At 30.3% G+C, this 15,117-nt stretch carries 14 protein-coding genes and 1 pseudogene; 4 read left to right on the top strand and 11 right to left on the bottom strand.

Annotated elements, in window-relative coordinates; all coding sequences use genetic code 11:
* Nucleotides 1-158 precede the first annotated feature (158 nt).
* The 10 genes from OT390_RS04910 to rpmH form a co-directional block, all read right to left on the bottom strand.
* A complete protein-coding gene (locus OT390_RS04910; RefSeq protein ID WP_002895881.1) occupies nucleotides 159-620 on the bottom strand; it encodes a membrane protein in 462 nt (153 codons plus the stop codon).
* 98 nt (nucleotides 621-718) lie between these two features.
* The gene (gene purH / locus OT390_RS04915; RefSeq protein ID WP_394535890.1) at nucleotides 719-2,251 is read right to left on the bottom strand and encodes a bifunctional phosphoribosylaminoimidazolecarboxamide formyltransferase/IMP cyclohydrolase; all 1,533 of its coding nucleotides are present in this window, start codon (nucleotides 2,249-2,251) and stop codon (nucleotides 719-721) included.
* A 2-nt stretch (nucleotides 2,252-2,253) separates the two neighbouring features.
* The gene (locus OT390_RS04920) at nucleotides 2,254-3,024 is read right to left on the bottom strand and encodes a DnaJ domain-containing protein (protein WP_002885199.1); all 771 of its coding nucleotides are present in this window, start codon (nucleotides 3,022-3,024) and stop codon (nucleotides 2,254-2,256) included.
* Nucleotides 3,021-5,207, bottom strand: a complete 2,187-nt coding sequence (gene purL, locus OT390_RS04925; RefSeq protein WP_002885197.1) for a phosphoribosylformylglycinamidine synthase subunit PurL — start codon at nucleotides 5,205-5,207, stop codon at nucleotides 3,021-3,023. The genes OT390_RS04920 and purL overlap by 4 nt, the downstream gene beginning before the upstream one ends.
* Before the next feature lie 10 nt (nucleotides 5,208-5,217).
* A complete protein-coding gene (mnmE, locus tag OT390_RS04930) occupies nucleotides 5,218-6,546 on the bottom strand; it encodes a tRNA uridine-5-carboxymethylaminomethyl(34) synthesis GTPase MnmE (protein ID WP_002867429.1) in 1,329 nt (442 codons plus the stop codon).
* A complete protein-coding gene (locus OT390_RS04935; protein WP_002859220.1) occupies nucleotides 6,539-7,357 on the bottom strand; it encodes a Jag N-terminal domain-containing protein in 819 nt (272 codons plus the stop codon). The genes mnmE and OT390_RS04935 overlap by 8 nt, the downstream gene beginning before the upstream one ends.
* On the bottom strand, nucleotides 7,354-8,946 hold the full coding sequence (gene yidC / locus OT390_RS04940) for a membrane protein insertase YidC (protein WP_032586663.1): 1,593 nt from the start codon (nucleotides 8,944-8,946) through the stop codon (nucleotides 7,354-7,356). Before yidC ends, OT390_RS04935 begins: the two co-directional genes overlap by 4 nt.
* Nucleotides 8,943-9,284, bottom strand: coding sequence for a membrane protein insertion efficiency factor YidD (gene yidD, locus OT390_RS04945; protein WP_002869899.1), 342 nt, complete (start codon nucleotides 9,282-9,284; stop codon nucleotides 8,943-8,945). Before yidD ends, yidC begins: the two co-directional genes overlap by 4 nt.
* A complete protein-coding gene (gene rnpA, locus OT390_RS04950) occupies nucleotides 9,281-9,607 on the bottom strand; it encodes a ribonuclease P protein component (RefSeq protein ID WP_002860715.1) in 327 nt (108 codons plus the stop codon). The genes yidD and rnpA overlap by 4 nt, the downstream gene beginning before the upstream one ends.
* Nucleotides 9,604-9,738, bottom strand: a complete 135-nt coding sequence (gene rpmH / locus OT390_RS04955; protein WP_002776864.1) for a 50S ribosomal protein L34 — start codon at nucleotides 9,736-9,738, stop codon at nucleotides 9,604-9,606. The genes rnpA and rpmH overlap by 4 nt, the downstream gene beginning before the upstream one ends.
* Nucleotides 9,739-9,868: 130 nt before the next feature.
* Here rpmH and OT390_RS04960 point away from each other — a divergent pair, with 130 nt between their 5' ends.
* From OT390_RS04960 to OT390_RS04970, 3 genes are read left to right on the top strand one after another with little or no spacing between them, the layout of a single operon-like run.
* On the top strand, nucleotides 9,869-10,348 hold the full coding sequence (locus OT390_RS04960) for a GNAT family N-acetyltransferase (protein ID WP_002867426.1): 480 nt from the start codon (nucleotides 9,869-9,871) through the stop codon (nucleotides 10,346-10,348).
* Nucleotides 10,345-10,953 carry a uracil-DNA glycosylase family protein gene (locus OT390_RS04965; RefSeq protein WP_032586664.1) on the top strand — a complete coding sequence of 203 codons (609 nt, stop codon included), beginning with the start codon at nucleotides 10,345-10,347 and terminating at the stop codon, nucleotides 10,951-10,953. The genes OT390_RS04960 and OT390_RS04965 overlap by 4 nt, the downstream gene beginning before the upstream one ends.
* A complete protein-coding gene (locus OT390_RS04970) occupies nucleotides 10,950-12,140 on the top strand; it encodes a hypothetical protein (protein ID WP_394535892.1) in 1,191 nt (396 codons plus the stop codon). The genes OT390_RS04965 and OT390_RS04970 overlap by 4 nt, the downstream gene beginning before the upstream one ends.
* On the opposite strand, the gene OT390_RS04975 is transcribed toward OT390_RS04970, so the two are convergent.
* Nucleotides 12,132-12,506: a YbgC/FadM family acyl-CoA thioesterase gene (locus OT390_RS04975; protein ID WP_002859213.1), complete on the bottom strand. Its 375-nt coding sequence runs from the start codon at nucleotides 12,504-12,506 to the stop codon at nucleotides 12,132-12,134. The two genes, OT390_RS04970 and OT390_RS04975, sit on opposite strands and share 9 nt — an antisense overlap.
* 141 nt (nucleotides 12,507-12,647) lie before the next feature.
* On the opposite strand from OT390_RS04975, the pseudogene OT390_RS04980 reads away from it, so the two are divergent.
* Nucleotides 12,648-14,921, top strand: a pseudogene (locus tag OT390_RS04980) (hypothetical protein).
* Nucleotides 14,922-15,117: the final 196 nt, after the last annotated feature.

Here is a 15,117-nt window from a genome sequence, read left to right on the forward strand (position 1 = left end):
TCTAAAACGGGCTTTCCAACAACAACTTTAAGCATTAAAAGAACCACCACAAAGGGTAAAAATCAAAGCAATAGTAAATATTATAATATAAGATTGACCGGTTTTGCTTATATCTTTTTAAACACCTTCTAAAGAATGTGATATATCCATAACCCCAATCACACTTCCTGTATTAGCATTTCATGACAAGTAACACAACTTTCATCTGCAATCAAAGGGCGTATCAATCTTAAATACACAACACCATTTATATTTTCTTCCAAAGCTTGAATTTTAGGATTTGAAAATTGTTCTATAATACGCTTATCATTTGAAATTTGAGGGGCTTTCATCTCAAAAAGATCTATAGTATCTTTTGAAGGATAAATTTTAATATCACTAATACCCTCTATACTTTTTACATCTTCAATGGCTTCTTTAATTTTTTCAGGATCTCCTAAATTCATAGCCATTCTCATTGTTTGAAAAACAGAAGTACTTACGGTATTTAAATTTGCCCTGCTCATTTTATTGGCAGTATTTTTAAAATCCAAATTTAAAATCACTTGCATTACAATGAAACTTATAAGCAACACCACAAAAATTGCAGCAGAAACCTTAAATCCTATAGTTTTAAACATCATAGTTTCCTAAAAATAAAATTTTTCGGAAATATTTTACACATAATTTATTTAATTTTTATTGAATTATGTGTAAAAAACATAACATTCCATTAAACTTAATGTAAGAAATGTCTTACTCCTGTAAAATAAAGCGCCATACCATACTCATCAGCCGCCTTTACCACTTCATCATCTCTTATACTTCCGCCTGGTTCTACTATAGCTTTAACTCCTACTTTACTTGCTTCATCTATGCTATCTCTAAAAGGAAAAAAGGCTTCACTTGCTAAAACGCAACCTTGCAAATCAAGCCCCATTTCTTTAGCTTTAGCGATTGCTACCTTTGCTGCATCGATTCTGCTTGTCATACCCATGCCTATAGCCACCATAGCGCCATTTTTTACATAAACAACATTGTTTGATTTGGTAAATGCTGCTATTTTCATGGCGATTTCAAGATCTTTTAATTCTTCCTTACTTGCCTCTCTTTGACTCATAAGCTTTGCATTTTTAAACTCATCTTCGCCAACTTCATCGCTGTTTTGATATACAAAACCCCCATCAATATGTTTAAAATCATATTTATCAAAACTGCGGATTAAAAACGAGCTTTCTTGAGTGAAAATTTTAATGCGTTTTTTACCTTCAAACACAGCTAAAGCTTTTTCATCTACATTGGCTGCGATGATTACTTCTACATAAATTTCATTGATTTTATTTGCTAAAGCCTCATCAAGAGTTCCATTGATTGCAACCACTCCTCCATAAGCACTAACGCTATCGCATTTTAAAGCATGTATATAGCTTTGTACTAAATTTTCTTTTATAGCAAAACCGCAAGGATTTCCATGTTTTACTATAGCAATAGCTGGAGCTTTATCGAAACTACTAGCCAAATTTAAAGCTGCGTTAATATCGGTTAGATTATTAAAACTTGCTTCGCCTTTAAGGGCTTTGAAATTTGCACTAAAAAAGGCATCAAACTCGTATAAAGCCCCTTTTTGATGTGGATTTTCTCCATATTTTGTATCAAATACTTTTTGTCCTACTATAAATTTACTCGCTCCAAAACCTCCGTTAAAGCGTTCATTCATATAATTTGCAATATAAGCATCATAATTTGCCGTATGCTCATAAGCTTTTATCATCAAATTTAAACGAAAATTCTCATCAATTTGACCTTTTTTTAAAGTCTCGATGACTTTTTCATAATCAAGCGGATCGCAAAGTACCATCACATCTTTATAGTTCTTTGCTGCACTTCTTATCATCGCAGGCCCACCTATATCGATATTTTCTATAATTTCATCAAAATCATCACTCATGATAGTGGTTTTTTTAAAAGGATATAAATTCACACAAACTAGATCAATTCCTAAAATTTCATTTTCTTTTGCTTGTTTGATATGATTTTCATTGCTTCTTTTGTGTAAAATTCCACCATGAATCTTAGGGTGTAAAGTCTTTACACGCCCTTCAAAAAGCTCAGGACTTTTTGTAAAATCACTCACTTCTATAACTTTTATTCCATTTTCTTTTAAAAACTTAAAAGTCCCACCTGTTGAAAGAATCTCAAAGCCTAAATTTTCAAGCTCTTTGCCAAATTCTACTATACCTTCTTTATCACTCACACTAAGCAATGCTCTCATTTTTACCTTTCTAAATGTTTTTTAACTTTTTCGTAAGCTTCGTTGATTTTTTGAAATTTCCCTACACCGATTTTAAGCTCTTCTTCACTAACATTGTTTGCATTTAAAATATCAGGATGATATTTTTTTGCTAAATTGCGGTATTGTTTTTTTACCGCATTTAAATCTGCATTATTTGGAAGTTCTAAAATAGTAAAAGCTTCATCAAGACTTAATTCTTTTTTAGAACTTTTTAAATTTGAAAGACTTGCTATAAAAGCGTCTAATTCGCTTTTTGCTATATCAAAGGCTTTAGCGATTTGCTCTAAAATTTCACGCTTTTTAGCATTAAAATCTGCATCGATTAAAGCCATAAAAACAAGCACACGCAAAACATTAAAACGCTCATTTTTAGGTAAAGGTACTTCTTTTAAAAAATCTTTTGCCACGTAAAAAGCATCGCTTAAATTTTCTTTATGTTCATTAAAACTTGCTTTTAAAAAAGCTCTTTCTTTTTCATCTTTGGCATTTGCATCTAAAAGATCTTTGATCATTTCAGCTTCATTTTCACTTACTCTGCCATCGCTTTTTGCAATTTTTGCCAAAAGTGCGATAACATAGTAATTCATACGCCTTTTAAACTCATCCATTCTTTCTTCCATAACCCCACGAGCAAAACCCTTAGCAAAGCCTTTGGCTCCTCTTGTAGCTGAGTTTAAAAAATCCTGTTTTCCCCAAGTTTTATAATACCAGTAAAACACCAAAACAACGAGTATAATTAAAACTAAAGTCATTGGATTTGCTCTTTAAAACTTTCAAAATAAAGCTTATCAAGTTCAGCCTTGCTTAACTCAATGCTATCAAGTTTAAAATGTTTTTGGCTAGTACTCACACCTAATTTATAAGCTTTTACTCCAAATTCTTTAGCTAAATTTAAAAAAGCTTCTTCATTTTCTTTACTAAGCCCTACTATAGCACGACTTGCACTCTCATCAAAAATCATTTTTTCATCATCAAAACCACTTGTTAAATTTGCACCTACACTAGAAATAGCAAACATTTTTGCCAAAGTCATAGCAATACCCCCTATTCCTACGCTATTGGCACACTCAAGTAAAGAATTTTGATTGGCTTTATAAAGCAAATCCCAAAGTGCAATTTCAGCTTTATAATCAAGCTCTTTAAGACTTCCTGATACTTTTTTATCTTGGATTTTCATTACCATAGATCCACCAAATTCCCCTAAACTTTCACCCAAAAGATAAACACTTAAATTTTCTTTTTCAAAACTAGCTTTTAAGGTTTTATTTGCATCTTCTAAAACCCCTACGCTTACTATAGTAGGACTTGGATAAATACTTACGCCTTCAGTTTCATTATAAAGTGAAACATTGCCGCTTACTACTGGGGTATTTAACTCTTTACAAGCTTCTTTAATGCCTTCGCAACCTTGTGCAAATTGCCACATCACTTCAGGATTTTGCGGATTTCCATAATTTAAACAATCACTTATTGCCAAAGGCTTAGCCCCCGTGCAAGCAACTTTTCTTCCTGCTGAAGCTACTGCTAAAGCTGCTCCTATTTTAGGATTTACATAATTTAAGCGTGAGTTACATTCTATAGCCATAGCCACACTTGCACCATTTTCTTTGATACGAATGGCACTAGCACCTAATCTTCCATCAGCTTTTATAGTATTGGTTTGCACACTTGAATCAAATTGATCATAAATAAAAGCTTTGTTGTTAATATTTTCATTTTGAAGCATTTGTATAAAAAGCTCTTGAATGCTTAATTTTAACTCAAATTTATAATCTTTAATTTCACTTAAATATTTTGGCTCACTTATAGGACGACTTAAAATCGGCGCTTTTTCACTTAGAGGCTCGATAGGAATAAGCCCTACAAGCTCATCATGCCAAAAAAGCTCCATTTTTCCTGTATTGGTAACTTCACCTATAACCACAGCATCTAAATCCCATTTTTTGAAAATTTCTATAACCTTATCTTCATAGCCTTTTTTCGCACAAATAAGCATTCTTTCTTGAGACTCGCTAAGCATTAACTCATAAGGAGTCATACCGCTTTCACGTATAGGAGTTTTATCTAAGTAAAGTTTCATGCCACTGCCACTTCTTCCTGCCATTTCAAAAGAACTTGAAGTAAGCCCTGCAGCACCCATATCTTGAATACCCACAATATAATCAGTTTTAAAAAGCTCTAAACAAGCTTCCATAAGAAGTTTTTCACTGAAAGGATCGCCAATTTGCACTGTAGGACGCAAAGATTTGCTTTCTTCATTGAAGCTATCACTTGCCATAACCGCTCCACCAAGTCCATCACGCCCTGTTTTTGAACCCACATAAATCACAGGATTTCCTACACCTTCAGCCTTAGCATAAAAGATATCTTCACTTTTACAAACCCCTAAAGCAAAGGCATTAACTAAGATATTTCCATTAAAACACTCATCAAAAGCACATTCTCCACCTATAGTTGGCACACCCATGCAATTTCCATAATGAGAAATTCCATTTACCACACCTTTAACAAGGTATTTTTGATGTTTGCCGCATTTTTCATTATGAATATTGCCAAATTTTAAAGAATTTAGCCCTGCAACCACTCTTGCACCCATAGTAAAAACATCACGTAAAATTCCCCCTACTCCTGTAGCCGCACCTGCAAAAGGTTCAATAAAGCTAGGGTGATTGTGACTTTCTACTTTAAAAACTGCTGCCATACCTTGCCCGATATCAATAACCCCTGCATTTTCACCTGGGCCTTGAATCACCCAAGGTGCTTTAGTTGGAAAACCATTAAGATATTTTTTACTAGATTTATAAGAGCAATGCTCACTCCACATCGCAGAAATAACCCCAAGCTCTAATAAATTTGGCTCACGTCCTAAAATTTCTAAAATTTGTGCATATTCTTCATCGCTAATTTTGTGTGCTTTTATGGTTTCTTTGTCCATTTTTATCCTTTCATTTTCCTAAACAAAAATTACCAAACATTTCGTCTAAAATTTCATCTCTTTGAAAATCTTTGGTAAATCTTGCAAGTTCATTAATCGCTAAATTAAGTTCAAAAGCAAAAAGTTCTAAAGAACTTTCCTCTAAAAGCCCCTTAGCTCTAAAAATCGCTTCACTTGAAATTTTACAAGCATTAATAAGATCTAAAGAACTTACCATAATACCTTCACTATCAAAAGAATTAAGATAATTTTGCAATTCTTCTTTTAACAAAGTGATGTCTTTTTGAGCACTAAGCTTGATAAAATTTTTATTTTGAGTATTTTTGAAAACATTTTCTAAATCACTTTTATTTAAAATCCAAAAGATTTTTTTATCAGTATTTGCTAATAAGTCAAAAATTTTCTCATCTTCTTTATCTTGCACTCTTGAAGCATCAAAGACTGCCAAAATAATATCTGCATCTTCTAAACTTTTTTTACTTAAAGCTACGCCGATTTGTTCTATAACATCTTTACTTTCCCTAATACCCGCTGTATCTATAATGCGTAATAAATGCGTTCCTAATTTAAAGCTCTCTTCTATAGTATCACGAGTGGTGCCTGCTATATCTGAAACAATAGCTCTTTCATAAGAAAGCAAGGCATTTAAAAGCGAAGATTTGCCTACATTTGGCTTACCTACAATAGCGATTTTAAAACCTTCTATGAGTCCTTTTTTGCTTTGAGAAAGCGTATAAATTTCTTTTAAAATTTTAGAATTTTCTTCACACATAGTAGAAATTTGTTCTAATAAATCAGAAGGTAAATCATCATCAGCATAATCAATACTAGTTTCTACAAAAGCTAAAGTTTTAACCAAATCTGTGCGAATTTTTTCTAAAAGTTCTCCTAAGTTTCCTTGCATGTTGCGTGCTATAATTTTAGCTGCAAGTGCAGATTTTGAAAGTATGAGATCTTGTATATTTAAAGCTTTTAAAGGAGTCATTTTGCCATTTAAACACGCTCTTTTGCTAAATTCCCCTGCTAAAGCAAGTCTTGCTCCTAAACTCACAAGTTCTTCGAGTAAAACTTCACTCACACTAAATCCTCCATGAATTTGAAACTCTACTATATCTTCCCCTGTAAAACTATAAGGGGCTTTAAAATATATCATTATAGCTTCATCGATAATTTCATTATTTTGATTAAAAAGTTTTGTAAAAGTAGCATGGCGTGGGGTAAGTTTGGTTTTGTGGCTAAGCTTTAAGGCAAATTCTAAAGCCCTTTCACCGCTTAATCTTACAATAGAAATCGAACCCACACCATGAGCTGTGGCAATAGCCGCTATAGTATCACTCATCTTTTTTGAAAAAGTCGTTTATTACAACAAATCTTTGATCATTATTTTGCTTAATTCCTACATACTTATCTGGAAATTCAGCTCTTAACTGCTCTAAAGCGATTTTTATCAAAACCCCATCTAAAGGTTTGGTTTGTCCGCGTCCATGAATTTTAATTTTTTCAATCACGTTTTGTAAATAAAGCTGCATACCTTGAATTTGATTTTCTAAAAATTGAGCGATCTCAAGGCGCACTAAAAGATTATATTTTAAATTGATCCAATTATGTAAAAGATAAGAAATAGCCTTGTAACGATGTGCTTCTTTACCTATCATCAAAGCAGCATCTTCCCCATCCAATCGAATCAAAACGCAATCTTCATCATACATTCTAAGTTCACTAAGCTCTATTTTAAACTGGGAGCTTTCTAAAAGTTTTACAAGCTGAATGCGAATCTCATCTAAAATATCCTGAGTATTACGCACTCCTTTGCTTTCTCGATGAAAACTATCAAAAATTTCATCACTTTTTACTGTATATTTTTCTTTTTGGCTTTTATTTTTTTCATTTTTTGTTTCAATCTTGTTTTCTTGTTTTGGCTCATGTGTTTCTGGTTTGTGATTTTTTGAACTTGTAAATTCTTTTTTAGGATTTTTTTTCAAAATCCTTTTTTTTGCTTTAGCCTCTATAATTGCCTTTTTTCTTCCAAATCCAAAAAAACCTTTTCTTGGATGCTGAATAATCTCATATTCTAAGTCCATCACAGAACATTCTAAACTTCTTGAAGCTTCTGTTAAGGCACTTTGAAGATCAATGGCTTCGATTTTCATTTTTCATGCTCCGCTTGTTTTTTGTGATGTTCTTTAGCAAATATTTTATTGATAACCCATTGTTGAACCAAAGAACAAAGGTTATTTACAAACCAATAAAGCGTAAGTCCTGCTGGGAAAGTGATAAAGAAAAAAGTAAAAATCACTGGTAAAAATTTCATAATCTTAGCTTGCATAGGATCTTGTATAGTCATAGGTGTAATAAGTTGTTGTAAAAACATCGTTGCACCCATTAAAATAGGCAAAATGAAATAAGGATCCATTACCGATAAATCATGTATCCAAAACGCCCAAGGAGCTGCTTTTAGCTCAATAGCATTAAGCAAAACGCGATAAATAGCAAAGAAAATAGGAATTTGTAAAAGTATAGGCAAACAACCACTCATAGGATTTGCACCATGTTTTTTATAAAGCTCCATCATGTGCATATTCATTTTTTGTGGATCGCCTTTATAACGCTCTCTAATATCTTTCATTTTAGGAGCAAGATCTTTAAGTTTATTCATAGAAATCATAGACTTATAAGTTAGCGGGAATAAAATAATACGCACAATTAAAGTCATCACAACGATAGCCCAACCCCAATTTCCTATATACTGATGCAAGAAATTCAAAAACTCAAACATAGGCTTAGCAATAAAAGTAAACCAACCATATTCAACAACTGCTTCAAGGCGTGGATCTATACTTCTTAAAATCACATGTTCTTTAGAGCCTATATAGCCCCCTGCTTTAAATTCATTATCACTATAAGCAAAAACTATAGGGTTTTGATTAGCATCCTTGCTGATTGCTACATTTAAAGGTTTATCAAAATTATAAAAGAAAGTTGCATAGTATCTATCAAAAGCCGAAGTCATTACGACATTATTAGCACTTTCATCCTTTTCTACATCTCCATCTTTATAAGTTTCGATGGTTTCTTTATTATCCATTACCAAAGCACCATGAACTGTATAACTATCTACGGCAATATTTGGACGATATCCTGGACTTATAAAATAATTTGCATTCTTGCTGAGTTTAACTTCTATCTCATAATTTCCTTTTGGATAAAAAGTAATATCTTTTTCGATTTTCAATCCAGAAAGATTTTGAGTGAGTTTTAAAACTTGACTTCCATTTTCATCAACAAAAAGATTGCTAGCGTTAGCAATATAAGGAATTTTAAAAGCCTCTGAGTTAATACTTGGATCACTAAAACGCATTTCTAAAGGATAAGGACTATTTTCCTTGCTAACAAGATTTATAAATTCTCCTTTCTCATTTTGGTATTTTTTATCTTTTAAATAAAAAGCAGAAATTCTACCAAAAGAGTCAATTTGTGCTTCAAAATGCTTGCTTTGAACCTTAGATATCACACTATCTTGTGAAACTAAAGCTGCACTTGGAGTATTTGTGGTGGTATTTTGTATATTAGGAGTGTTATTTATGCTTGTGTTTTGTTGATTTTGTTGTGTAATGTTTTGTTCTATTTTTAAAGGTTGTTTTGGAATGAAAAAATAATCGTAAACAACAAAAAATAAAAAAGAAATCACAACAGCTAAAAGTATACGCTTTTGCTGAAAAATATTATTTGAATTATTCACTGATTTGTCCTTTTAAAGATGATTTTTATAAGATAAAAACTTTTATTTTTATAAGGTATATATAAAAAACAAAGTTGTTTTTTTGCTAAAAATATAGGCTTAAAACATAAATTTATAGGATAAAAATTTTTAGAAACTCTAGGATAATCAAAACCCCCTTTAAAAAAAGGGTTGCATCTTAAAACTCTAAAAAAAGTAGAAAAAAAAGCTAGAAAAAAATTCTTTTTTTGAAACTGCCAAAGCGCATACTCAGAACAACTAGGATAATACCTACAAGCAGCGGGTTTTAAAGGGCTTAAGAATTTCTGATAAAAACGGAGTATTTTTAGGCATATCATTTGAAACATTCTAGTTTTTTCAATCCCCATTTTAGATTTTTTTCTAACCTAGAAAAAGAAAGTTCAGTGATTTCATTTTTAGCTACAAAAATATATTTGCCATCTTGAAGATATCTTTCAAACTTAGCAAACAAAGCTCTTAAAATTCGTTTTGAACGATTTCTAACCACTGCTTTTCCAACTTTTTTACTAGCAACAACTGCTATTTTTTTTTCATAACTATTCAGATAAAAAATAATCACACCTTCGCAATGCCATTTTTTACCTATTTTGTATACAGATGAAAATTCCTCGTTTGTGCTAAATTTATCAAAATTTTTCACACAGCAAGTCTTTTTCTACCTTTAGCGCGTCTTGCATTGATCACCTTGCGACCATTTTTAGTTTTCATACGAACACGAAAACCATGAGTACGTTTTCTTGGAGTGCCATGTGGCTGATAAGTTCTTTTCATTTGATTTTTCCTTAAAAAATTATAAAATAAACTTGTATTTTATCTTAATCTTACTTATAAATTGCTTTTGATTAAGAGTAATTTTTAAATTCTTTTGATAAATTTTGAAATTATTTTTAAAAGGTTAAAAATGTCAGAATTTAAAATTATTGATTTAAGACAAGAAGATTTAGATATTTTACAAGAAATGATCATAGAATTTGCAAAATACGAAGATATGTTAGATTTTCTTCAATGCACGAAAGAAAAACTGGAACATTCTTTACTAAAAAATAAATTTGCTCGTGCTTTTTTGTTAAAAGAAAATGAAAAAACTATAGGCTATATGATTTATTTTTATACTTTTTCGTCTTTTTGGGGCAGCGGTGGAATTTATCTTGAAGATATTTATATACGAGAAAATTTTCGTAAAAAAGGTTATGGAAAAGCTGTGTTTAAATTTTTAGGAGAAATTTGCAAAAAAGAAAATTTAAAAAGACTCGACTGGGTTTGCTTAAATGATAATATTTTAGGTATTAATTTTTATGAAAGTTTAAACGCTAAACATCTTAAACAATGGAGAAATTATCGTCTAAGTGGAGAAAATTTAGAAAAATTGTGTGATTTATGATAAGAAGTCTTTATTATTTAAAAGCTATGGGATTTAACTTTGTTGATACACATACAAACCACTTTGAACAAGTACAAAATTTTCAAGAATTAAAACAACTTGTTTCATCTTGCACCTTATGCCAATTTTCCAAAACAAGAAAATTTAGTCTTATGGAACCTAAGATAAAAAATGTCAAATTGCTAATTCTTGATGTTTTTGGGCAAAAGAGTGAAAATGAAAGCGGAATTTTACTTAATTCAAAAAAAGGTGAAAAATTAAAACACTATATTTATCAAATTTTAGGGCTTTGCGATGAAGATTTTTATTTTTCTTATTTATTTAAATGTTTTTGTAATGGAAAATTTGATGATTTTTCGCTACAATCTTGCTTACCATTTTTCTGGAACGAACTAAAACTGATTCAACCTGCTTTTTTGCTTTGTCTAGGAGAATACACATTTAAAAACTTGGGATTTAAAGGTTATCACATTTTAAAAGGTGAAGTTTTTGCTTATAAAAATTTTTTCATAATGCCAAGTTATGATTTAGATTTTATAGAAAAAAATCCAAGTTATGAAAAAAATTTCATACAAGATTTAAAAAAAATTAAAGGATTTTTATGAAAAAAATATTTTTAATATTTTTCTTATCTTGCTTTTTGCTTAATGCAAAAGAGCAAAAATTAGTCGATGTAAAACCTGTTGAAAATTTTTATCCTAAATTAAGCGTTCAAGAATGCAACACAAATTGTCTTTTTGATCTTTTAGAATCAAGATTGTATCTCAGTTTTTTAAGTGAATTTGCAGACCAAAACGATCAATTTTTATCCAATGTTTATGCAAAATTATTAAATTCCATTACTGATTTTGAAAAAAATGTTCAAAAAATTACTTCTGTTAAACTTGCGATAATTATCCCAGAAAAAACCATAAAAAGCTACTCAAATACTATAATAAATTCAAGCATAGCCTATCTTTTAAGACAAAGAGCTGAAATCAAAGTAAAAGTTTTTTTAACCGGCACAGAAGATAGTGATAAAATTCGAGCCGCGCTTGATGCAGCACAAGCTCAAGGATATCAGTATGCCATAGCTGGATTTACCTTAAAAGGTGCTAATGAGTTGAAAAATTACTCAGGAAATATGAAAATTTTCATACCGACTATCCATAAAAACAACATGCAAATTTCAAATCAAAATATTATTTTTGGAAGTATTGACTATGATGCTCAAATTGCCACACTTTTAAGCAAATCAAATGCTAATATCGCAATATTTAGCGATGGCTCTGCCTTATCAAGCAATCTAAATTCAAGAATTCTTGCTCAAAATAATAATGCTAGAATATATACCATAGAAGGCGAGAAGCTTGATTTCAGCAGACTTTTAAGATCACAAGGTGGAGTTAATAATGCCTCAATATTTTTTAACGCTCCATTGATCAAAACAGCTCTAGCAAGTTCTCAACTAAGAATTTATAACATTCATCCTTATGTGCTTTTATCCACTCAAATCAACTATAATCCAACATTTTTAAGTTTAACACAACAAGGAGATAGAGAAAATTTTATCATTGCTAATTCTATCAATAACCACGATGATAACTTAGTCTATCTTAATGAAATTTTTAATCAAAGTATAGATTATAACTGGATTGCTTATGCTACTAGCATAGGAGTTGATTACTTTTATACCGAATTCCTAAATAAAAAAAGCGAAAGTTTATTTGATGAGAAAATCAAAAATTCTCAAGTTGATTACAAAGTGCGTCTTATGCAAGGTAAGCAAGCAAGCTTTGAAGAATTAAAATAATTCTTCAAAGAGCTTTTTTAACTGCATATCCATTCTAGCTGGTTTTTCGTTTTTAATAAAAGCTAAAGTTAATTCCATTTTAAAAAACAAAATTTCATCTTTATAAATTTCTTGTAAAATTTCCACAGAAGCATTTTTGACTTCTAAAATTTTTGTTTTAATCTCTATCATATCTCCAAGTTTTGCAGGTTTTAAGAAATTGCAATTTGCTTTTGTAAGTAAAAAATGTCCCTTAGACGCATCAAAAATATCTACTTTTTTATTGAAAAAAATTTCACTTCTTACTCTCTCGCAAAATTTTAAATAATTACTATGATACACCACTCCACCCGCATCAGTATCTTCATAATACACACGCATTTTCATCGCTTTACCTTAAAAAATATTTCACATTTAAAAAACATTAGATTATACAACGGAAATTCTTTGATATCGCTTTTTAGTTTATATTAAAAATTCCGTCCAATCTTAATTTAATAAAGCTTTTTAACTTCACTGGGAGGGGGTATAGAGAAATTTTGTTTTAAACTTTCCATTGTTACCTTCTTAAGCATCAACGCTTTTGCAACCACTCAAGCAAATACTACAGACAATCGAAATTTCAATATTCCAAAGCATTATTTTAATGATAACGAACTTTATGATAAAACCAATTCTACTTATAAAAAATTCCAAGGTATAAATTATTATGCTAAGAGTTCTAAACAATATATTAACAATATTTAACAATCATAAACCAAATATTACAAATATAAACGATTTAAATTTTAAACATTATTTACTTACTCCTGATATGAGAGAAGATGAATTTCTTTCTTTTAAAGCAAGGCATGGTGTTAATACAGCCGATCGTAGTATAAAAACAGTTAGAGTGCTTCCTTTTTTAATCACAGCAAAAACCGATCATGCTGATGCAAGTTATAACAAACTTATATTAGAACAAGGAGAACTTAGTTCAGTTTTTTATCTTAAACCTAAAGATACTCATATAAAAACCCTAGTAATTCTAAAAGCAATCAACGCATGAATTTCTTAATGAGTTCTACCTTTACTCATTATAGTAATGCAAGCTATAACCAAACCATACTTCAAAAAGATGCCCATATTAGTATGGGAGTTGAGAACACTTATGATTTAGCCTTAAATGGTTCTCCTTATTTAATCGGAGCTATAACCACTTATGGAGATTCTACAAATAATAGTTTAAATATAAAAGCAGGTAGCAGTGTAGAGTTTTTTACTTCCTTGCCTAAAAAAGATAAAAATGGTAATAATACCTTTGATGAAAGAATCACTCACCTTGTAGGTGGTTTAGCTTATCAAGGTAATGTAAAAAACAATAAAATCTTTATCAAAGATGCTAATATGATTATCCATGGTCCAAGCAAAGCTTATGCTAGTTTAGCTGCTGCTCATATTAGCGCAGGTTATATAGATAGCGAATCAGATAAAAACTTTCAAGCCAGTAAAAACCTTTTAGACATAGATAGTTTTAATCTTGATATGTATATGAACCATGATAAACAACCCTTAGCTTATAATTCTGTTTTATTTGCTGATTTTTTGGGTGGAAAAACCGAACAAGGACAAGCCTTAGATAATACTATCAATATTAAAAGATATTAAAAACCTAAAAAAATAAAAACAATGAGAACATTTTTGCTCAAGCTTTGTTTAACTTCTACGCAGGAGCTTATAATAATGGAGAAGTAAATTATAATACCTTAAACATAGAATTAAAACATCCTTTAGAAATCGCTAATAACTTCTTAGGTTATAACCAACATTCTTTTTATGGCGACTTTGCAACTAAAGGAGTTAATCATAATACCATTAACATTAAAAACGATCTTACCACAACCGATCTTTCTCAAAGCTATAAAGATGCTTTAAATATTATAGCTGCTAGAATCTTAGAAGGCAGTGCGGATTATAATAAAGTTTATATTAATAATTCTATGTCAACCTTACCTGTATACATTTATACAGCTAAGAAAAACCTTCTTAATAATCAAGACTTTTATCCTAGTAGTGCTAATAACAATAAAGTATCGATTAAAGATTTTGCTTCTTTTAGAAATCTAACTGTATTAACAGAAGCCAAAGAAGCTTCTTATAATACTATAAATTATAACAATGTTCAAAGCATTACTGATGCAAGTAATACAGATAAAGGTTCTAAAATCATCATAAGAGCTTTAGATAAAGCTAATCATAATATCATAGATATAAAAAACTATTCTTCTAATGCAGCTGATAATGCTTATTTGATTATGGCTTATAATGAAGCTGCTTATAATAAAATCATTATCAATGATACTTTATTTGGTGTAGCTTCAGATAAAAGAGAAGGAATTTTAAGTATTATAGCTGGACTTTCAAACAATGGCCATGATAATACCTTAATCATAAACAATCTCAATCTTGATGAGTATAAAAATAACAATTCTGTTTTTATAGTTCCTTCGGCCATTACAGGTTTAAGTGAAGCTAAATCTTATAATAATACCTTATATAGGCGGGAATTTAAATATATTTAAAAACACTTTCATGATATATTAGCAGGAGCCTTAGTACATTATGAAGATAATTATAGTACTTCTAATGCTATAGCTCCTTCAGATATCAGTTTAAGTAAAAACAATAGACTGATTTTAAATACTAAAGTTGAAGCTAGAATTATTAATAACTTTGAGCATTATTATCTTATTGTATCCAATAAAATCAACACAACTCCCCTTTTTGAAGTCATACGATGCTCCTATTAATATTTCTAGCTAAGGAGTATTAGCTCTTTACACCCTCAAAGAGTAATACCCCTATATTAAAATAATCTTACAAAGTGAGCAAGGTTTTATAGATGAAAACTCTAATACTTTAAATCAAGAAGAACTTCAAAGCTTTATTGAAAAAATGCAAAAAACAAAGAAGATTTTAAACTAAGTTCTATAGATAGATTAGAAAATATGGACCTACA

The organism is Campylobacter sp. CFSAN122748, assembly GCF_045277125.1.
GTDB lineage: Bacteria > Campylobacterota > Campylobacteria > Campylobacterales > Campylobacteraceae > Campylobacter_D > Campylobacter_D jejuni.